Raw genomic sequence first — 19,727 nt, 5'->3', positions numbered from 1 at the left:
TGCAAATTAAAGATTAATTTGTAAAACAGCCAATCACACGAATGCAATAATTTGTGAAGGACTATTTTCAGGTATTATGAATCGGTATTGCTGGTTTATTGCTGGAAATAAATTATCTTGTTATATATTAACTAAACTTATTATGAAGACTTTTGTAAGCAGTATATCTGGAAAGACATTTCCCATTACTAGTAAAGTGTTGGGATCTACATTAAGAACTTCTATTTTTGATCTTGTCAAGGAGGATTTTCCAGAATTTTCAAAAGAATCTCTCATTGCCTCTAGCGAACTGGATGGATATAAAGAAAAGTATATCTCAACAATCTTGAAAAATGAGTTGGGAGAGCTTACACGTTTAGATCAGCTGGTGATTGAGAGTATGAATAATAATCAGATGATTAGCGCATCTATTGACCAAGAGGAAGTTGCAGATTCTTTTGGGGAACGTATTGCAGATAGAGTTGCTGGGTTTGGAGGGAGCTGGACATTCATTTTATCCTTTTTAGGATTTTTAGTTTGTTGGATTGTGTTAAATATGTATTGGTTGAGTAACAAAGGATTTGACCCATATCCATTTATATTGCTCAATTTGTTGTTATCCTGTATTGCTGCTTTACAGGCTCCCGTTATTATGATGAGTCAAAACAGACAAGAGGATAAAGACCGTAAAAGAGCGCAGAATGATTATATGGTCAATCTTAAAGCAGAGTTGGAAATACGTACTTTACATGAAAAGATAGATCATTTATTGATTCATAAAGAACAGGAGCTCATCGAGATGCAGCAGTTCCAGTTAGATATCATAAAAGATCTAATCAATAAAATAGATAAGTTGGAAAGAAGTAACAATGGTAAATAAAGAATTAGTATTAAGAGAATTAACCTTTAAATTTGCACGTTCGGGTGGAGCAGGGGGACAAAATGTCAATAAAGTTTCAACTAAGGTCCTGTTACAATGGCCAGTTTTGGCCAGTACATGCGTTGATGAGGATATGAAGAGTCTCATTATGGAAACATTAAGTAACCGTATCAATAAAGATGGTATCTTTCAATTAGAATGTGATACAGATCGTTCTCAATTGAAAAACAAAGAAATTGCAATCGAACGATTTTTACATATTATCAAAACGACATTGACACCCGTAAAAGCACGGAAAAAAACAAAAATACCTTATCGGAAAGTTTTAGATAGGCTAGATAGAAAGGCGAAACAATCAGAAAAGAAAAGTAACCGACGTTGGAGTGCTGAATAGTGGCTATTAAAAAATCATTCAAGCTTAAAACTCAAATTTAAAATATAGCCACTTAGGCCTATGCTAGTATATTCCTGTAAATATTGAAGGTAATTCTCCAGTATTTATAGGAATTTAATGAACCTAAATTACAGTTATCCCAAATGACTCAATTTAGCAATAGTCTCTTACAATATGACAATGTAACTTTATTGTTAATTTTAATTCATTGTATATCAGTGCAATATGTTGTAAACTAAAAAATTAGTTTGATAACTAGGTTTTTAGTTTTATACTTGTTATATAATCGATTATCGGCAGACGTGCCATTTTAATAAATAGAGTTATGAACGAAATTAAAGAACTTACAAAAGCTGAAGAGCAAATCATGCATGAGCTTTGGGAAATGGATGGAGCCTTTGTTAAAGAAGTGATAGATCGTTTACCTGAGCCCAAACCAGCTTACAATACAGTCTCGACCATAGTGCGGATTTTAGAAACCAAGGGTTTCTTAGTGCACGAATCTTATGGGAAAAGTCATCGTTATATCCCTAAGATTACAAAAGAAGAGTATAAGAAACTGATTACAGGGAAACTTTTAAATAATTATTTTGATAATTCAGCGAGCAGCATGTTATCTTATTTTCTTGAAGAGAATAAACTTGATCTCGGCGAAGTCAACGAATTATTAGAGATGATTGCCAAACAAAAGAAAATTTAAAGATTTCAATCACTTAACACCTGAATTATGATAGCTTATCTGATTTTAGCAAACACAAGCCTCGTCATATGCTATTTACTTTATCATTTAGTCCTGAGAAAACTCACATTTTTCCAAGGAAATCGGATCTATTTATTGGTTGCTGTACTATTGTCTTTTACATTACCAGCAATACAATTTGTAGATCTATCTGAAATGGATTATAAGACTACGTTAATTCCTGCTATTTCGCTGGAATTAACAGAATTTAGTATACCTGAAATTGAAATTGTGGGTAAACAGCAATTTTGGCAACTGCATTCGAATGTTGAACTCATTTATTGGGTCTCAATCATCATTGCTACTTCGTTTTTACTAATTAGATTGTATAAGCTATACCGTAGGTTTAATAAAGCTGATGGCAACGACTCATTTTCTTTTTTGAATTTTGTTTATATCGGTGAGGAAGTGAAAGAAAATGAAATCATCCACCGTCATGAATTAGTTCATGTACAGCAAGGGCATTCTTATGATATTCTTTTTTTAGAGATTGTTCGAGTTTTTAATTGGTTTAATCCTGTATTCTTTTTTTATATCAGAGAATTGAAATTTCAGCATGAATGTATTGCTGATCAACTTTGTGCTGCAAAAGATAAAGCATCTTATGCAGAATTATTAATTGCAAATGCGCTCCGGGTATCGACTGATGTGTTATCACATGGCTTTGCCAGAGAGTCCATTTTAAAAAAGAGAATTATGATGTTATTTCAAAATAAATCAAAGAAATCAAATCAATGGAAATATATGTTGATCATTCCAATTGCTGGTTTAGTAGGTTTGGTGGGGCTCGTATTAAACAATACCGTTGACGCAAAAACAGAACTGATTGATAAAGTGATCGATGTGAAACTACCGGTGGTATCTGAGGCTGTTACAAAACTGATGGAGATTGAGGAACAAGGACCACAGCAGGAAAAGATTTTTAGTAATCCGGAAGTGCCGGCAGTTCCTTCGGGTGGTATGAGAGCTTACATGAGCTATATACGTCAAAATTTCAAATATTCAGATGAGATGTTGGATAAAGGCATCAATGGTACTGTTGAAATTGATTTTGTAGTCGAGAAGGATGGTCGTATTACAAATGTTAAAACGAAGAATGATATTGGATTTGGTGCTGGGGTTATGATTCAGAATCTCGTGAAAAATGGAAAAAAATGGAAACCTGCGATTCAAAATGGTAAATCAGTTCGGTCTTCCTACACACTTCCTGTGAAATTGGCTGCAGGTAGATTTGGATCGGAAAATTCGAAAAGTAATAATGTGAATAATTCAGATGGATCTAAAGACGCTACCGTCCACTTTCCAGAGCCTAAAAAATCAAATAAGCAAGCTGTTATTAAGAGACAGACTACAAAATCTTCGGAGGATGTCGTTCGTTTCCCTCCACCGAAAGTAACGAAAGATGAAGTGCCACAGAAGAAACCTGTTAAATCGTCTCCTGATGAAGTTCGTTTTCCGGAACCCAAGAAACCAGCGGAAAATACGGTTATATTTTCAGCTGTTGAAGTTAAACCAGCGCCACCAAGGGGGATGCGTGATTTTATGAATTATGTGGGAGAAAATTACAATTTTCCAAAGGAGGCCTTAGAAAATAATATTAACGGTGTCGTAGAAGTATCATTCATCGTTGAAAAAGATGGTAGCCTATCTAACTTTGATATAAAAAGAGATTTAAAGTACGGAACTGGACAAGAAGCGGTGAATGTTTTGAAGAATTATCCTGAAAAATGGAAACCTGCAATACAAAATGGACAGCATGTAAGGGTTGCTTATACGATGCCTATCCGATTAAATACAGCTGCCCAATAATTAAAATAACGTTTTATGCGATGGCGCTTTTTTTGAATAATGTTATGAAAGCTATTTATATTTTATTTGTACTATTCTTATTAACGTCTTGTCGGTCAGCTTATCAATTCACTCCAAAAGGTTTTATTGTTGATGGGGATGAGTATTTTGTTAATATCGAACGAAATCTGTCTGTATATGTCGGTGATAATTTTTCAAATTATGATGAAAGGACGAAAACTGGACTGCAGACAGCTTATCTTTCACATGACGATCAGAAGATCATAAAGAAATTAGGCTATGATGCCACGAAGTATACTGTTTTGTTCAATGGAAAAAGTATCGGAGATACGACATTTAGATTGATCAGCTTAATCAATAATAAATCGGATGAGCGTTTTAAAAATACAAAAGAATTGTTGTCAAGAGATGGATTCGAAATTAAAAAGACAGCAGAAGGGAAATATTATTATCGAACTACGACCTTAAACAAACAAGTTATTTATCATGCTATGGTTCCCTTTAAGCAGCAATTGGGAAGAGAAGAGTATGTCAGTTTGATTTACATTATCCCTGAGAAGTACTTTAAGAATTTTGCTCACATTGAAGATCTGGCGATATCAAATGCTTCTATGTATAGACAGCATTATATTTTTACACCAAGCCGTACAGAAATTTTATGTCCTGATGATAGCAGTAGGGGGCATTTTGATTACCGTATCCCTGATCAATATATACAAAAGGAAAATTACACATTAATGAAGGGCTTTTCTGCGGATAGAGATGAAGGAAAAAAACAGTTGATTATTTACCGGCTTGTTCAACCAGGACAATCATATGGTTCGTTTGTTGTTTGCAAAGGTAATTATCAAATTGAATTAACAGATTTACGCCATAATGTGATTTGGAAAGATATAATAACAGTTGATCAAGACTTAGATAATTAATACCAGATTGTAAAAATCAGCTTAAAGCTTTGAATTATGATTCCAAAGCTTTAAGCTGATTTTTTATGCGCTGCAATTCACTTTGTAATGCTTCCACTTTCTGAATGAGATGATGTGCTACCTCAATACCCGCAGGATTTACATCTAGCTCATAATACCAGTCCGAAAATCTTTCCAGATCCCGAAGCTGTTCCTCTTCAATATATTTTTCTTCCTGTTGGATGATAATATGGAGAAGACCATACTCATTTAAAGTTTCTATAAAAGTAATCTCCGCTTTCCTTGAATAGCAGTAATCAGATAGTTTAATTAGGGTCCTTTCCATAGGATTATTTCTTTAAATCGGCCAACTGTTTGAATAGTTCTTTTTCTTTGTCGGTTAAATTGGTTGGTATCATCACGTTCATACTGACATACAGATCTCCAAATTCACCATCTTTTTTATAGACAGGAAAACCTTTTCCTTTTAACCTGACTTTGGCATTGTTTTGTGTTTCAGGTTGAATTTTAAGTTTTATTTTACCACCATATGTATCAATGATGGCTTCCCCGCCTAAAATAGCGGTATACAGATCGATATCTAATGTTGTATAGAGGTCATTACCCTGACGTTTAAACTTGGGATCAGCAATGATGTGGAAAGTAATATAAAGATCTCCTTTTGGCCCTCCATTTACACCTTCACTACCAAGGCCTTTAAGTTTAATTTTCTGACCATCTTCTACACCCGCCTGTATGTTGATTCGGATGTTCTTACCATTAATCGTAAAAGTTTGTGCATGAGTCGTATAAGCCTGTTGTTGTGTTAACTCCAATTCAGCATTGAAATCTTGTCCACGAAAGTTATTTCTTCTTCCGCCCCCGGAGCGGTTACCAAACATCTGTTCGAAAAAATCTGAAAATTGTCCATCATCAAAATTTCCTGTATAGCCCTGCGAACCTCCGAAAGGATTTTCATTCGACTGTCGGTACTGCTGTTGAGACCGCTCATATTCCTCTCCTCGCTGCCAGTTTTCACCATATTGATCATATTTCTTACGTTTTTCCGGATCGGATAATACCTCATTGGCTTCATTAATCTCTTGAAACTTCTGTTTTGCAGCCTCATCATTAGGATTGAGATCGGGATGATATTTGCGGGCTAATTTTCGATAAGCTTTTTTTACATCATCAACAGATGCCGTTTTGCTTATGCCAAGTACTTTATAGTAATCTTCAAATGCCATATTATTTTAGTTGCTATAGTTTCAACAATTGTGAAGCCTGTTTGTTTAATTTTTCAGTTTTGTTACTTTAAATTTATAAATATATCCTAACAAAAAGTACTGTCTTAAAGTAACCGTGTTTTGAAAATAGGTTGTATTGCCACTGGTACCCCAGTAGTTCTGTCTGTTTTGATTTAAGATGTCAAAACCCGTTAATTTGATCTGGGAATTATTTTTCAACGTGTAATAAATAGAAGAGTTCAGTATATGATAATTGTCTCTTCCACTTAGGCCACTTGCCCTATTCTCTAGTGAATAGGAGGTCTCTAGAGAAAAACCTTTTATAGGATTTATATTTAATCCTACGCCAACATTGTGTGTTCTATTAGCGGTAGCAATAAAATCGGGATTGTTTTTAACCGAATTCTGAGCCTTGTTCCAGCTGTAGGTATATTTAGGCGTTAGGCCGATTAAATTCTTCCAAGTAATAGAAAATTCCTGTGTTAGATTGATGCCGAGGTTTGTTAATTTGTTGTCCACATCATTGATCGAAGAATAATATTGGTAGGTATATAAGCTACTGTTTTGAGATATATAAAATACCCAATCGTTACCAGCTTTAAAATTATATCTACCATATAAATAGCCATTATAATTAGTCGTTGATCCTGCTTGAAATGCCTGTATGGTATAATGTCCATTTGTCACATTACGCCAACTTCTATGACCCTCACTTTTATCTTTATAGTTTACACCGGCACTAAATCCCAGTTGGTATTTTTGTGTGTATTTATTGAATGAAAAGCGCGTACTTTGTTGCAGTTTATTCTCATAGAAAAAAGCTGACAGTCGCGTCATCAGAGGATTTAGTGTATCCCTAATACTTTGGATCTGATATGTTGCAGGTGATTCTAAATCTTTAGACCAAGAAAGATCAAAATCTTTATAGCGAATATTGATATTAGGTAGCCAGTAACCATTCGAAGTTGTTTTTCGTTTATTGATTTTGAATAAATCAAATTGATTATCCTTAACTGCATATGCTGTACCGAAGTTTACCGCTAATTTTTTGAAAGGTTTCCAGTAAAATTTCATGGCAGTCACATATTCCTGTGATTTAAAACTATAGCTGTTTTCAAACTGCTCACCATGGATAGTTCCTGTATTATCTCTGTTATAGAATAAACTTTGTGTAGGTCTGCTACTCGAAGTATTATAAGAAATATAGAAATCAAAATTTAGTTTTTCGATACTGGTATTATTATACCCAGCAAAAGTTTTGATACTGCTGGATTTCTCTCGATTCGTTCTGTTTTCCCATAGACTAGTATTTGGGATCGGGTTCTGGAATATCTCTGTTAATTGATTGCCAATTTCTTCTGATTTATCATTTCTAATATTGATGGTATTTTTTAGAGATACAAGATGTTTCTTACTTAATTGTTTTTCAATGTGGAAATTATGATCGTAATTAATATTATACCCATCTGATGTGTTATTGCTTTTGCTGTTATTTATTTTTTTGTCTTCGGTATAGGTATTCATCCAGCTATCAGTTTTACCATCATTATTGGTAATTGAAAGCTTAGGTGTAAACTCGACGTATGCTGTTGTATCCATTCGGTGTCTGAAAAGCGTATTGATATTGTGCGCAAGCGACTTCCGATAGCTATTATATTCGTTTTCGCCAAATTGCTTAACATTATCATACAGCGAGGTTTGACTTCCTTGGTTTTGGCCTTCTTCATTTTTGTACTTTAACATGTACATGAGGTTTAGTTTTGTTTTCTTTCCCCAATCATTATTGAGGTTAAAGCCACCGGCAATATCATTTGCTTTGCCATTATAATTTCTGCCACCAAAGTCATTAAAACCATAATTTTCAGCTCTTCCTAATCCACCGTGTTGATTAAGTTCATTGTAATCAAAACTTTCTCGATTGATATTATTACCAAATCCGATTAAACTCAATTGCAAAGTATCCTGAAAAGTATTGAACAGACCACCAGCTTCATAGCGGTCTCTAGTTCCGACACTGCCATATAATTTACCAAAACTTGCTTTCAGAAAATCTTTTTTGAATTTCAGATTGATGGTAATAGGTAATTTTTCTTCATCCTCCACTGTTTTTTTTGATTCGCCTTTATCGCGGTATACCTGTACCGTTTTAATTAAGGAAGCATCTAGATTGCGTGTAGCAATTCGCAGATCGCTGGCAAAAAAATCTTTACCATTTACTTTTACCTGAGAAACTTCTTTACCTTCATAATAAATAGTACCATCCATATTAATTTGTAGACCAGGCAACTGTTTTAAAAGTTCTTCAGCATTGGCGTTCGGTCTAGTCTTAAAAAAATCAGTGTTATATTCTAATGTATCTTTATTCATGCGCACAGGTGGTGCAACAGAAATGACGACCTCGTCCAATAGTTTTCCCCCCAGTTTAATCGAATCTAATTGCTTTTTTTCGTCAGGATTTAAAAGAATGTCCTGATGATAGTTGCTGCTATTGACGTGCGAGATATATAAGATCAGATTTTTATTTGCAGGCAGTTTAACGAGGTTGAATTCTCCTTTATCATTTGTCAGAGAATAGGAGAGTACCGAAGAATCCTGTTGCATAAGAATGGAAACTGTTGCTTTTTCAAGCGGTTTATTTGTATGATCAATAACAGTCCCTTTCAAACTTCCTGAGTTTTGGGAATAGGCAAAATTAATGCATAAAAATAGCAAGCTTAATACATATAGCTTCATAATTGACTTTTTAGGAATGGTTGGTTTATTGCTCGCTAAGATAATTACTTTTTTAGATATCGATTTTTAATTAACTTATTTTTAACACATTCACTTTGTTTTATGCTGCATGAAATTGTTTATCCGATTTAATCAGTTGGATCGGTTATCAAAATAGGAAGCAGTTTTACTCGTTTAATTAGGTGCAATAAGCACATAAAAAAAAGTGGTTTCCTTATTCAGGAGAACCACTTTAAAAATCTTACGCAACTAATTTTTAATCCTTCTTGCTATCTACAGCAGGTTTTGTAGCACTATTGGCAACATCCCAAGCCGTTTGAAAAATAAATTTTTCTCTTTTGACCATAATCGGGAAATCTATTTTATCAACAGTATCTTCAGGCGTGTGATAATGCGGATGTAAACCTGAGAAGTAAAAAATTGAAGGAATACCTTTACTGGCAAAATTATAATGATCAGATCGGTAATAAAGACGCATTGGATCTTTTGGATTATCGTACATGAAGTCTAATTCCAGTTTGCTGGATTTATCATTTGCTTCCTTATTGATTCTTGCTAATTCAGAGCTTAATTTATCTGCTCCAATGGAATGAATATAGTTGTGATTTCCATTTAAATGCTTATCGTCAATGCGTCCTATCATATCAATATTGATACAAGTAACGGTATTTTCAAGAGGGAAGACCGGGTTTTCGGTATAATACTTAGACCCTAATAAACCCTTTTCTTCTGCAGCATATGTGATAAACAAGATACTTCTCCGAGGACCTTTGCCCTCAGCTTTAGCCTGACTAAATGCTTTCGCTAACTCAAGAACAGCAGTAGTTCCTGAAGCATTATCATCAGCTCCAGGAAAGATAGTGCCATTTGAACTTTTGCCGTCGTGATCATAATGGCCACCTATAACAATTATTTCATCTTTCAGATCAGACCCTTCAAGCAAGCCCAGTACATTAGGATCCGTGAATTGTTCAGCCACCATACCCAATTGTGCATTAAAACTTGTATTGATAGCAAAAGATTGAGGCTTTTGACTCTGATTGATTTTTGATGTAATATTTGCAAGACTTGTTTTTCCCTGATTCAGGATATAGTTAGCAACATGATCGGTGATATTGACAACAATAGGCATTGGATTAGTTTCAGGAGCTGTTTGATCCTGAGCTAAATTAAAGCGTCCTTCGGTTGCACGATCTCCTGCACTTTCCAGCCATGTACCGAGATCCTCAGTGTATGCAAGAATAAGTTTAGGCTTATGTTTTAGCACCTCTCTAATCTTTTTATTGCGCACGGTGGACCATTCCGATAATTTTGTCGTTCCAGTGATCACAGAATTCCCTTTTGCATCAACAGGTTCTTTGTTATTGATCAGCATCACAATTTTGTCTTGCAAATCAATTCCTTTGATATCAGAATATTTGGGGTCATCAATACCGTAACCGATAAAAATAATCTCTTTATCGTCGATTGATTTCAACTCATTATTACCTAACGCCAGTAGATCTTGTCCATTGACAAAAGGACGGCCTCCAATTTTAAAGCTCTTAACCTGATAACTGTTTTTTAGTAAACTTACCGGTTGAAAATATTTACCTGCAACAGGTGGTGTTAATCCTAATTTTTTAAATTCATTTGCAATGTATTCAGTAGCCAAACGACCACCTTTTTGACCTGTGCCACGTCCCTCAAGATCTGCAGATGCTAGGATAGTAAGATGCTTTCTGGAAGACTCTTCAGTAATCAGATCAGCATATTTTGCAGCTGGATTTTGTGCAACTGCACAGCTGTAAATGGACGAAATAAGACAAATTAAACTGAATAATTTTTTCATTGTTTTTTCATTTAGAACAAATAGAACAAAAAAAACGGAGAAAAAGTATATATATACCTTTTCTCCGTCTATTAAATTATGTTAAAATTAACAACCACAGGCAATTTTACCAACACGTGTAGCATGTCTACCACCTTCAAAATCTGTCGTTACAAATGTTTTAACGATTGATTTTGCAAGATCAAGATCAATAAATCTTGCTGGAATACACACAATGTTAGCATCATTATGTTGACGTGCCAATGCTGCAATTTCTTCTAACCACGCTATTGAAGCGCGGATCCCTTGATGTTTGTTTGCTGTAATTGCCACACCATTTGCGCTACCGCATATCAATACACCTAATGTTGCTTTTTCTTCTTCCACTTCACTTGCAACCGGATGAGCATAATCTGGATAATCAACAGAATCCGTATTATATGGTCCGAAATCTTTTACTTCGTAACCTAATTCTTTTAATAAAGCTACGATAGCCGTTTTGTATTCAAAACCTGCATGGTCACTTCCTATTGCAATTGTCTTTACAGTACTCATTATATATTGTTTTTTTCTTGTGCTAATTTTTGTTTTTTAACTTTCGCTGATACTAAGATACTAATTTCGTATAAAAGGAACATTGGGGTAGCTACCGTCAACATGGTGATGACATCCGCTGTAGGAGTAATAATCGCTGCCACAACAAGGATAATAACCGTTGCATATCTTCTGCTTGCACGCATAAACTCTGGAGTCATAATACCTAATTTTGATAAGATAAAGATCAGAATTGGTAATAAGAACACAATACCACAGCCTAACGATAATGTAGCGATCGTTGAAAGGTAAGAGTCAATGGTAATCTGATTCGTAATTTCGATACTTAATGAAATATTGGCTAAGAAGTTAACAGATAACGGAACGACTACATAATAACCAAATAATACTCCTAATACAAACAATAGGGTAGCATAAAAAACAAATCCTCGAGCAGATCTTCGTTCAATATCTGTTAAAGCTGGTTTGATAAAAAGCCAGATTTCAAATAAGATGTAAGGAAAACCCAATAGTAAAGACATGAGCAAACAAGAGTTAATTTGCAACATAAACTGTCCAGCTAGTTCAGTATTGATAATATTGAAAGGAATATGTTCGACACAGAATCCATCGATATTAAACTTGTTACCAACAAGACACATCATTCTATATGTCCAGAAATTAAGACTTTTTGGCCCCATAATGATTTCGTTAAATACGAAATCATAGAAAGTGAATGATAAACCTGCGAAAATACAAATTGCAATCACCGAACGAACCAAATGCCATCTCAGTACTTCGAGATGATCAAAGAATGACATTTCTGCTTCTAAATTTTTTCCTTTATCTTTTATAGATTCGACTAGGCTTTTCCGTTCTGTAGTACTCATAAAAATTGTTTGTAAACAAAAATACCATTCTTATTGAAAAGAATGGTATTTTTTATCTATGTAAAGATAATTTTATTATACATTATCTTCTGAAAGGTCAAAAGTTTCCATAAACTTCGTAGTAAAGTTACCAGCTCTGAAGTTAGGATCACGCATTAAACGTAAATGAAGAGGTATTGTTGTTTTAATACCTTCGATAACAAATTCACTTAAAGCTCTTTCCATTGTTGAGATAGCTTCTTCACGTGTTTGCGCAACACAGATTACTTTAGCAATCATCGAATCGTAATATGGAGGAATCGTGTAACCCGCATATACATGTGTATCGATACGTACACCGTGACCACCTGGTGAATGGAAATTAGTAATCTTTCCTGGTGATGGGCGGAAGTTATTAAATGGATCTTCAGCATTGATACGACATTCAATCGCGTGCATGGTCGGCTCGTAGTTTTTACCTGAAATAGGGATACCGGCAGCAACTTTGATTTGTTCTTTGATTAAATCAAAATTAATGACTTCCTCTGTTACTGGATGCTCAACCTGAATACGTGTATTCATTTCCATGAAGTAGAAGTTACGGTTTTTATCAACTAAAAACTCTACTGTACCAGCACCTTCATAGTTAACAGCTTTAGCACCTTTGATAGCCGCTTCGCCCATTTTCTGACGTAATTCTGGCGTAATAAAAGGTGAAGGAGCTTCTTCCAATAACTTTTGGTGACGACGTTGAATAGAACAGTCTCTTTCAGATAAGTGACATACGGTACCATATTGATCACCCACTACCTGAATTTCGATATGTCTTGGTTCTTCTACATATTTCTCCAGATACATACCGTCGTTACCGAAGGCTGCAGCAGATTCCTGACGTGCAGAATCCCAAGCATGTTCAAATTCTTCTTCTTTCCAAATAATGCGCATACCTTTACCGCCACCACCAGCCGTAGCCTTAATGATAACCGGGTATCCGATTTCTTTAGCAAGTTTAACACCTTCTTGCAATGAGCTCAAAAGACCATCAGAACCAGGTACCGTAGGTACGCCAGCTTGTTTCATTGTATCTTTTGCTTGTGATTTATCGCCCATTTTTTCAATCTGCTCTGCAGTGGGACCAATAAATTTGATACCATACTGTGCACATATTGAAGAAAATCTCGCATTTTCTGCTAAGAAACCATATCCAGGATGAATCGCATCTGCATTTGTTAATTCTGCAGCTGAGATAATATTTGGGATGTTTAAGTAAGAATCTTTACTGGCAGGAGGACCGATACAAACAGCTTCATCCGCAAAACGAACGTGTAAACTATCTTTATCAGCTGTTGAATAAACAGCTACACTTTTGATACCCATTTCGCGACATGTGCGGATGATACGTAAAGCGATTTCTCCTCTATTAGCTATTAATATTTTTTTAAACATTGTATTTTCTGTAAGTTTTGAGGTATGAGTGCACAGTACCTGTGCGCTCATGTTGATCGACAATAAAAATATTGACGATTGTTTATCTAGGATCTACCAAGAATAATGGTTGATCGAACTCAACTGGTTGAGCATCTTCTACCAAGATTTTAACAATTTTACCTGAAACTTCAGATTCAATTTCATTGAATAATTTCATAGCTTCAATGATACACAATACATTACCATTGTTAATTTCGTCGCCAACATTAGCAAATGTCGGTTTACCTGGTCCCGCAGAACGGTAAAAAGTTCCGATCATTGGAGATTTAATCGTGATAAAATTAGCTTCTTCAGAAACTGCCGCTGCAGGAGCAACTGCAGTCGGTTGAGGAGCTGCTGCCACTGGTGCTGCTGCAACTGGAACCGAAGCGGTTACATATGTAGGCTCCTGATTTGTTTTTATCGTAATTTTGAAATCTTTTTCTTCGATTGCTACTTCATTCACACCTGATTTTGAAACGAATTTAATCAAGTCTTGAATTTGTTTAATGTCCATACCCATAGTTATGCAGGTTAAATATTTTAGTGTTAATTTTTAAAATTCTTAAAACAGCCTTCAAAGCTACAAAATAATATTTGTACTTAGTAAGCCCATTTTAAGTATACAGATCCCCAAGTAAATCCACCGCCAAAAGCTGCTAAAATCAGGTTATCACCTTTTTTCAGTTTACTTTCCCATTCCCATAAACATAAAGGAATAGTGGCACTTGTGGTGTTACCATATTTCTGAATATTAATCATTACTTTTTCTTCCGGTAATCCAGCACGTTCTGCTGTTGCATCGATAATACGTTTATTTGCTTGATGCGGTACTAAATAAGCGATATCCGAAGCTTGAAGATTATTTTTCTCCATAATCTCGGCTGCTACATTAGCCATATTGGTAACAGCAAATTTAAATACCGTTTTTCCTTCTTGATAAGCATAGTGTAAACCAGCGTCCACAGTAGCATGGGATGCCGGATTTAGAGAACCGCCACCTTTGATATTTAAATATTGACCACCTGAACCATCCGTTTTCAAGATTGCATCTTGAATACCATTGCCATCAGTGTTAGGTTCCAGTAGCACTACACCACAACCATCTCCAAATAAAATACACGTATTACGATCTTGATAGTTGACTACTGAAGACATTTTATCGGCACCGACAACCAATACTTTTGTATGTTTACCCGATTCAATAAATTGGACACCAGTTGTCAAGCCAAAAAGAAAACCTGAACATGCCGCTTGTAAATCATATCCCCAAGCATTTGTAGCCCCAATTTTATCGGCTAAGATATTAGCTGTGGCAGGAAAAAGCATATCTGGAGTACTTGTACAAAAGATGATCAAATCAATATCTTTTGCAGTAATTCCTCTTTTTTCTAATAATTGTTGCACCGCAGGTACAGCAAGGTCCGAAGTAGCTTTACCTTCTCCTTTTAAGATTCTACGTTCTTTGATACCTGTACGAGATACAATCCACTCGTCATTGGTTTCAACCATAGTTTCCAGCTCTTTATTTGTGAGGATATAATCAGGTACATATCCACCAACTGCTGTAATTGCAGCATGAATTTTTGACATAAAATTTAATTAAAAGCAGATCTGATTTTGTCAATAAAATCTGACTGGATCATATCTCTAGATTGTAAAACCATATTTTTAATAGCCTGAGGAGTTGATATTCCATGGCCTATTATAACAGGAGCATTAACTCCTAAAACAGGACTACCTCCATACTGCTCGTAGTTGAATCGGTCGAAGAACTCATCTTTAAGTCCTTTTTTCAATGTTACTACGTAAAATGATTCTGCTAGCTTTAAAACAACATTCCCTGTAAAACCATCACAAACATACACGTCGGCAATATCTGAAAACAGATCACGGCCTTCGGCATTTCCGATGAAATTAATGCGTTCGTTATTTTTTAAAAGGGGATAGGTGGTTGTGGTTAGGATATTTCCTTTTTCTTCTTCTTCACCGATATTTAATAAACCAACCTTCGGAGAAGAAATACCAAACATATGTTGCGAATACAAACTTCCCAAAATCGCAAATTGATTGAGCATTTCGGGTTTACAGTCTGCATTAGCTCCGACATCAAGGAGTAGTCCAAAACCGGATTTCAGTTTGGGTACAATTGTCGTTATAGCAGGTCTTAGTACGCCAGGTACCGTTTTTACACTAAAAATAGATCCGACAAGCATTGCTCCGGTGTTACCAGCAGAAGCAAAAGAATCAATTTCACCGTTTTTTAGTAATTCAAAGCCTTTGGCTATACTAGAGTTGGGTTTTTGTGTAATCGCTTTAGTAGGGTGTTCACCCATACTAATGTTTTCAGGTGCATGTATATATTCAAAGTCCGAAGGATTACCCCCAGCTTTTTCAATAAGCGATTTAGTCTCCTCCTCATCACCAAAAAGAACAAGTTTTTGATCTCCCGTCAAGAGTTGTTGAGCTTCTATCGCACCTAATATTGTTGCATTAGGGGCATAATCGCCACCTAAAATATCTAAACCAATCTTCATTCGTGATTATTTTTCAAGTCAATAATACGCAAAAAACATCCCAAATTAAAGTATAATCTGAAAATTATACTCGTTTTGGGATGTTTTATGTTTTGAAAGATCTAAGTTAGACAACAGCCGTATTTTCAATGATCAATTTACCGTTGTAGTACAAATTACCATCTACAGTGTATGCACGGTGTGGTAAATGAACTGCACCAGTTTCTTTACAAATGCTTAAGCTAGGTCTGTCTGCTTTATAATGTGTTCTTCTCTTGTCTCTTCTTGATTTAGAAGTCTTACGCTTTGGATGTGCCATCTCGTATTTCTGTTTTAGTTATTTTTAATATTTCTTAATGCGGCCCAACGTGGGTCAATGTTCTCTTCTTTTACTTGTTCTTCTTTCTGTTGCTCAGTTGATATATGCGCTAACATAATCGGATCACAGGTAATATCTTTTCCTTGATCACTACATTTAGCAAACAAAGGAACTGCCAAATTGATATATTCATATAGCAATTCAGTCAGGTCTAGCTCGTGATCGCTTTTGGATAAAACCAATACTTCTTCCGTATTATCAGTCCAGTCCTCAGCGGTGAATTTAACCAATATCCGCTCTTTTACTGTAATAGGCGATGGAAATTCGCTTAAACAAACATCACAAGTCAATCCGATATCTCCAACAATTGTAAAATTTAAAATAAGCAGATTTTCTTGCTTCTGTAATTCAACATTTGCTGTTAGATGACCATCTTTAACAATGGAATGCTCAAAACAATCAAAGAACTTTTTATCGATCTCAAACTCAAAATTGTGCTTCCCTGCATTTAGCCCCGAAAACGGTATTTTGTATTGTATTAGATGTTTCACAATCTTGCATTTGAGCCTGCAAAGGTATGTATAAATAAGTTAGCATTGAAATTTTTTTTTAAAATATATTTCAATTCCTACTTCATTTATATGCCTTATAGCAAGCGGTTATTCATAATAATTTTTACCTAATTCTATTTTTTCCCGACCGTTTTCCATTCGCCAACGGTTGGTATCCCGTAAAGAGTAAGCGCATCCGCAATATTCTTGCATGTAGAACTTTTCTTTTTTAGATATTTCTAACATGCGGATAGCACCACCTTTTTTTCTCCAGTTGAATGTCCAATAGTCCATTCCCTCAAAGCGGGAGGCAGCACGTACACCACAATCATTGATTTGATCCATGTTTTTCCACCTTGAGATTCCTAAAGAACTTGATATAACATCAAATCCATTCGCAGCAGCATATTCTGCTGTTTTCTCAAAGCGCATGTCAAAGCACATCGTACAACGAATACCCTTCTCAGGTTCGTTTTCCATTCCCTTTGCCAAGTCGAACCAATGATCTACGTCATAGTCGGCATCAATAAAAGGAATATTATGTTTTTCTGCAAAACGGATATTCTCCTCTTTTCGTAAATCGTATTCTTTACGAGGATGAATGTTTGGATTGTAGAAATAGATTGTGAATTTGATATCCGAGCTGATCAAAGCCTCCATTACTTCACCAGCACAAGGTGCACAACACGAATGTAAAAGCAGATTTTTGCCTTCGTTAGGTAATGTTAACTTTTCTCTGATGAACTCCTTCTCTTCCATTGCTATTTTACTGATAAAAGTTTGGCAATTTTACTCAAAAAGTACTGAACTAGCAAATATTTGATAAACAGAATTTATTGTACCCTCGCCAATCTCTCTTTTTTTATCTTTATATTGGATCATATTTGTAGATTTGTACCTATATCAGATTAAAAATGAAATCACTAACAACGTATATAACTTTACTTTTATTGGCTATTGTAACATGCTTGACTTCATGTGTACGAGAGGATGATGAGCCAGCATTGGCAAAGGTCGCAATCTCGAGGCTGTATGTTTCTTTTTCCGACTATCAATTGGATGAGGGGCAGACACCTTATAACAATATTGATATTATTGATCCTGCTGACTCATTAACGCATTTTGAACCTTCTTTGTCGTATAATTCAAGTACAAAAGGTGGTGCCGCAATATTATTTAATCCAATTGCGGAGTATATTTTTCAAAGCAGTGCTAATGAGGGTGGTATTGTAAAAGATACAAGCATTCAGGTAATGACAGTAAATCCTTTAACAGGGGCTCCCTCATCTAATGGTTTAATTTCAAATGGATTGTTAACCCGTGTCAGAGGATTAGCCTACCATTATAATAAGGGTTCGGAAAATTTATATGTAGCAGATCTTGGTGAAGGTACTAGACCTCCGAGTATCTATCTGTTTCAACGACCAGGAAGTTACAGAGGAAAAGCAAAAAGAAATCAACAGATATCCCTAGGGAAATTAGTCCCATGGACAATGGCTTTTAAAAACGCCGAAGATAATTCAGATTTATATGTCGCTGTCAATGGAGAAAAGAAAGGTCTTGCGATATTTAAGGATATCTTAAGAAAAAATCAACCCGCAGATTCAGTTTTGAGTGAGACAGCATTTCCACCAAAAGCTGTTCTAACTATAGCAGACCAAGGTGAAATCAGAGGATTTAGTTATTCCGCCCGTCAGGACTTACTTGCTGTTGCTAGTTATACCTCTACAGGCGGTACTAATGTCGGAAGAATTTTATTATTTGAAGGAGCAGGAGCATTATTAGCCAGTTCAGGAGACCGCGCTATTCAACCAACACGTATCATTACAGGTGCTTTAACAGGATTAAAAAGACCGCTGGATGTTGCGATTGACAATCGTGATGGAGCAAAATATTTGTATGTCGCCGATGCTGATACTAAGATCGTTTCTCGTTTTTTGATTACCGATAAAGATAATGTGGAACCCAACAAGAAAAAACAATATACCTTAACACCTGTTGCACTATCTTTAGATGCAAGGGGGCCAAGTGAGATCGATTAAGATTATATTATTCCTCTAAGAGTTTAAAGAGTATTTCGATTTCTTGTTTCTTACCAACACTTTCATTTTGTTCGTAAGCTGTAACAAGATTACGCAATACTCTTTTTAGTATCGTCACATTGTCACAGGGTAGCATAAATTCTTTTGAGAGCGGGAGGTTCAGTTGTTTTAAGAATGAAATAACATCTGCTTTTTGCATCACTTGACCTTTATTAAACGCATTTAGATAGAACAATAAATGATCTGCATTCTGATCCTCATCTAGATAAGATAAAATAAAATGCTTTGGAAGATTAATGCCGAAGATCGGGATATCCAGTTTTTGAGCAACGATACTATAGATACATGAAAGGGTCAGGGGATTTCCCTTTTTTGTTTCCAGAACCCTACCGATAAACGAATTCTGCGGATTATGATAATCATTTGTATTTCCGGAAAGACCAAATTTATCAAATAGAACATAATTCATCAGTGACACTTTTTCGTAGGGTGTCATTTCATACCGCAACTCCATCCATATATCGCGCTTTAGCTCTTCTAAGCTCATTCGTATGAGGTTATTGTCGTAAGAAGGGTATTGATAGCTGTTGATGATGATGAGGCCCTCTAAGAGGTTAAATGAGTTGCTCATCTTCCAGATCAGAAGTTCACTTTTAATTTGATCAAACTGTATTGCATGGATTATTTTCTCCAGGCGTTCTTGTATGAAGGGATCAAAAGCAGACTCCCAATACTCCTCTAAAGAAGGTATGATCTCGGGTCCTAAACTCAATAATTTATTTTCGATTTCTTCAGAAATCAATTGATCCGGATCATCGAGTAAAGTAACCAAAGCATGTAATTCTTTTTCATCCATATACAAATTTAACAAAAATCCCCGCGATATGCCAAATGAAGCATATGCAGGGATATATCTAGGTATATGGTTATAGA

General features: G+C 35.4%; 20 protein-coding genes. 6 read left to right on the top strand and 14 right to left on the bottom strand.

Going from position 1 to position 19,727, the window contains the following annotated elements:
• Window positions 1-142: 142 nt before the first annotated feature.
• The 5 genes from EDF66_RS15890 to EDF66_RS15870 all read left to right on the top strand — a co-directional run bounded on the left by EDF66_RS15890 (window position 143) and on the right by EDF66_RS15870 (window position 4,727).
• Window positions 143-859: a DUF1003 domain-containing protein gene (locus EDF66_RS15890; protein WP_031287875.1), complete on the top strand. Its 717-nt coding sequence runs from the start codon at window positions 143-145 to the stop codon at window positions 857-859.
• Entirely contained in the window at window positions 849-1,253 is a 405-nt protein-coding gene (arfB, locus tag EDF66_RS15885) for an alternative ribosome rescue aminoacyl-tRNA hydrolase ArfB (protein WP_132843724.1), read from the top strand. Before EDF66_RS15890 ends, arfB begins: the two co-directional genes overlap by 11 nt.
• A 325-nt stretch (window positions 1,254-1,578) precedes the next feature.
• Complete coding sequence (locus EDF66_RS15880; protein WP_021189331.1) at window positions 1,579-1,953, top strand: BlaI/MecI/CopY family transcriptional regulator; 375 nt, start codon at window positions 1,579-1,581, stop codon at window positions 1,951-1,953.
• Window positions 1,954-1,980: 27 nt separating this feature from the next.
• Window positions 1,981-3,801 (top strand): energy transducer TonB, encoded by a 1,821-nt coding sequence (locus EDF66_RS15875; RefSeq protein WP_132843723.1) that lies wholly within the window; start codon window positions 1,981-1,983, stop codon window positions 3,799-3,801.
• Between the two features lie 44 nt (window positions 3,802-3,845).
• Window positions 3,846-4,727, top strand: a complete 882-nt coding sequence (locus EDF66_RS15870) for a hypothetical protein (protein WP_132843721.1) — start codon at window positions 3,846-3,848, stop codon at window positions 4,725-4,727.
• Between the two features lie 34 nt (window positions 4,728-4,761).
• Here EDF66_RS15870 and EDF66_RS15865 read toward each other — a convergent pair whose 3' ends face one another.
• From EDF66_RS15865 to EDF66_RS15805, 13 genes are all read right to left on the bottom strand, one after another.
• Entirely contained in the window at window positions 4,762-5,052 is a 291-nt protein-coding gene (locus EDF66_RS15865; RefSeq protein WP_132773437.1) for a chaperone modulator CbpM, read from the bottom strand.
• Between the two features lie 4 nt (window positions 5,053-5,056).
• Window positions 5,057-5,953 carry a DnaJ C-terminal domain-containing protein gene (locus EDF66_RS15860; protein ID WP_132843720.1) on the bottom strand — a complete coding sequence of 299 codons (897 nt, stop codon included), beginning with the start codon at window positions 5,951-5,953 and terminating at the stop codon, window positions 5,057-5,059.
• Window positions 5,954-5,998: 45 nt separating this feature from the next.
• Window positions 5,999-8,686, bottom strand: coding sequence for a carboxypeptidase regulatory-like domain-containing protein (locus EDF66_RS15855; RefSeq protein WP_132843718.1), 2,688 nt, complete (start codon window positions 8,684-8,686; stop codon window positions 5,999-6,001).
• 256 nt (window positions 8,687-8,942) lie between these two features.
• Window positions 8,943-10,517 (bottom strand): M28 family peptidase, encoded by a 1,575-nt coding sequence (locus EDF66_RS15850; RefSeq protein ID WP_132773441.1) that lies wholly within the window; start codon window positions 10,515-10,517, stop codon window positions 8,943-8,945.
• Window positions 10,518-10,604: 87 nt separating this feature from the next.
• Window positions 10,605-11,051 carry a ribose 5-phosphate isomerase B gene (gene rpiB / locus EDF66_RS15845; protein ID WP_021192041.1) on the bottom strand — a complete coding sequence of 149 codons (447 nt, stop codon included), beginning with the start codon at window positions 11,049-11,051 and terminating at the stop codon, window positions 10,605-10,607.
• Window positions 11,051-11,920 carry a twin-arginine translocase subunit TatC gene (gene tatC / locus EDF66_RS15840; RefSeq protein ID WP_021192040.1) on the bottom strand — a complete coding sequence of 290 codons (870 nt, stop codon included), beginning with the start codon at window positions 11,918-11,920 and terminating at the stop codon, window positions 11,051-11,053. Before tatC ends, rpiB begins: the two co-directional genes overlap by 1 nt.
• Window positions 11,921-11,995: 75 nt before the next feature.
• Window positions 11,996-13,345 (bottom strand): acetyl-CoA carboxylase biotin carboxylase subunit, encoded by a 1,350-nt coding sequence (gene accC / locus EDF66_RS15835; RefSeq protein ID WP_031289467.1) that lies wholly within the window; start codon window positions 13,343-13,345, stop codon window positions 11,996-11,998.
• 82 nt (window positions 13,346-13,427) lie between these two features.
• The gene (gene accB, locus EDF66_RS15830) at window positions 13,428-13,889 is read right to left on the bottom strand and encodes an acetyl-CoA carboxylase biotin carboxyl carrier protein (RefSeq protein ID WP_132843716.1); all 462 of its coding nucleotides are present in this window, start codon (window positions 13,887-13,889) and stop codon (window positions 13,428-13,430) included.
• 80 nt (window positions 13,890-13,969) lie between these two features.
• Entirely contained in the window at window positions 13,970-14,959 is a 990-nt protein-coding gene (locus EDF66_RS15825; protein WP_021192037.1) for a beta-ketoacyl-ACP synthase III, read from the bottom strand.
• Window positions 14,960-14,964: 5 nt separating this feature from the next.
• The gene (plsX, locus tag EDF66_RS15820; RefSeq protein WP_021192036.1) at window positions 14,965-15,903 is read right to left on the bottom strand and encodes a phosphate acyltransferase PlsX; all 939 of its coding nucleotides are present in this window, start codon (window positions 15,901-15,903) and stop codon (window positions 14,965-14,967) included.
• A gap of 106 nt (window positions 15,904-16,009) precedes the next feature.
• Window positions 16,010-16,201 carry a 50S ribosomal protein L32 gene (rpmF, locus tag EDF66_RS15815; protein WP_021192035.1) on the bottom strand — a complete coding sequence of 64 codons (192 nt, stop codon included), beginning with the start codon at window positions 16,199-16,201 and terminating at the stop codon, window positions 16,010-16,012.
• 14 nt (window positions 16,202-16,215) lie between these two features.
• The gene (locus EDF66_RS15810; protein WP_132843715.1) at window positions 16,216-16,752 is read right to left on the bottom strand and encodes a YceD family protein; all 537 of its coding nucleotides are present in this window, start codon (window positions 16,750-16,752) and stop codon (window positions 16,216-16,218) included.
• Between the two features lie 108 nt (window positions 16,753-16,860).
• Window positions 16,861-17,511 (bottom strand): epoxyqueuosine reductase QueH, encoded by a 651-nt coding sequence (locus EDF66_RS15805; RefSeq protein WP_021192033.1) that lies wholly within the window; start codon window positions 17,509-17,511, stop codon window positions 16,861-16,863.
• 155 nt (window positions 17,512-17,666) lie between these two features.
• Between EDF66_RS15805 and EDF66_RS15800 the strand changes: the two genes are divergently transcribed.
• A complete protein-coding gene (locus EDF66_RS15800; RefSeq protein WP_132843713.1) occupies window positions 17,667-18,794 on the top strand; it encodes a hypothetical protein in 1,128 nt (375 codons plus the stop codon).
• A gap of 7 nt (window positions 18,795-18,801) precedes the next feature.
• Here the strand turns inward: EDF66_RS15800 and EDF66_RS15795 are convergent, their stop codons facing one another.
• Window positions 18,802-19,650 carry a transglutaminase-like domain-containing protein gene (locus EDF66_RS15795; RefSeq protein WP_132843711.1) on the bottom strand — a complete coding sequence of 283 codons (849 nt, stop codon included), beginning with the start codon at window positions 19,648-19,650 and terminating at the stop codon, window positions 18,802-18,804.
• Between the last annotated feature and the right edge of the window lie 77 nt (window positions 19,651-19,727).

This window comes from Sphingobacterium sp. JUb20, assembly GCF_004342035.1.
Taxonomy (GTDB): domain Bacteria; phylum Bacteroidota; class Bacteroidia; order Sphingobacteriales; family Sphingobacteriaceae; genus Sphingobacterium; species Sphingobacterium anhuiense.
Note: the sequence above shows the minus strand (reverse complement) of the source record. Positions and strands in the feature narration are given on the sequence as shown.

Coding starts and splice junctions, on each gene's coding strand:
- accB (WP_132843716.1), bottom strand. CDS start 13,889: ATGGGTATGGACATTAAACAAATTCAAGACTTGATTAAATTCGTTTCA.
- EDF66_RS15860 (WP_132843720.1), bottom strand. CDS start 5,953: ATGGCATTTGAAGATTACTATAAAGTACTTGGCATAAGCAAAACGGCA.
- rpiB (WP_021192041.1), bottom strand. CDS start 11,051: ATGAGTACTGTAAAGACAATTGCAATAGGAAGTGACCATGCAGGTTTT.
- EDF66_RS15795 (WP_132843711.1), bottom strand. CDS start 19,650: ATGGATGAAAAAGAATTACATGCTTTGGTTACTTTACTCGATGATCCG.
- EDF66_RS15805 (WP_021192033.1), bottom strand. CDS start 17,511: ATGGAAGAGAAGGAGTTCATCAGAGAAAAGTTAACATTACCTAACGAA.
- EDF66_RS15855 (WP_132843718.1), bottom strand. CDS start 8,686: ATGAAGCTATATGTATTAAGCTTGCTATTTTTATGCATTAATTTTGCC.
- arfB (WP_132843724.1), top strand. CDS start 849: ATGGTAAATAAAGAATTAGTATTAAGAGAATTAACCTTTAAATTTGCA.
- plsX (WP_021192036.1), bottom strand. CDS start 15,903: ATGAAGATTGGTTTAGATATTTTAGGTGGCGATTATGCCCCTAATGCA.
- rpmF (WP_021192035.1), bottom strand. CDS start 16,201: ATGGCACATCCAAAGCGTAAGACTTCTAAATCAAGAAGAGACAAGAGA.
- tatC (WP_021192040.1), bottom strand. CDS start 11,920: ATGAGTACTACAGAACGGAAAAGCCTAGTCGAATCTATAAAAGATAAA.
- accC (WP_031289467.1), bottom strand. CDS start 13,345: ATGTTTAAAAAAATATTAATAGCTAATAGAGGAGAAATCGCTTTACGT.
- EDF66_RS15870 (WP_132843721.1), top strand. CDS start 3,846: ATGAAAGCTATTTATATTTTATTTGTACTATTCTTATTAACGTCTTGT.
- EDF66_RS15800 (WP_132843713.1), top strand. CDS start 17,667: ATGAAATCACTAACAACGTATATAACTTTACTTTTATTGGCTATTGTA.
- EDF66_RS15880 (WP_021189331.1), top strand. CDS start 1,579: ATGAACGAAATTAAAGAACTTACAAAAGCTGAAGAGCAAATCATGCAT.
- EDF66_RS15875 (WP_132843723.1), top strand. CDS start 1,981: ATGATAGCTTATCTGATTTTAGCAAACACAAGCCTCGTCATATGCTAT.
- EDF66_RS15865 (WP_132773437.1), bottom strand. CDS start 5,052: ATGGAAAGGACCCTAATTAAACTATCTGATTACTGCTATTCAAGGAAA.
- EDF66_RS15825 (WP_021192037.1), bottom strand. CDS start 14,959: ATGTCAAAAATTCATGCTGCAATTACAGCAGTTGGTGGATATGTACCT.
- EDF66_RS15850 (WP_132773441.1), bottom strand. CDS start 10,517: ATGAAAAAATTATTCAGTTTAATTTGTCTTATTTCGTCCATTTACAGC.
- EDF66_RS15890 (WP_031287875.1), top strand. CDS start 143: ATGAAGACTTTTGTAAGCAGTATATCTGGAAAGACATTTCCCATTACT.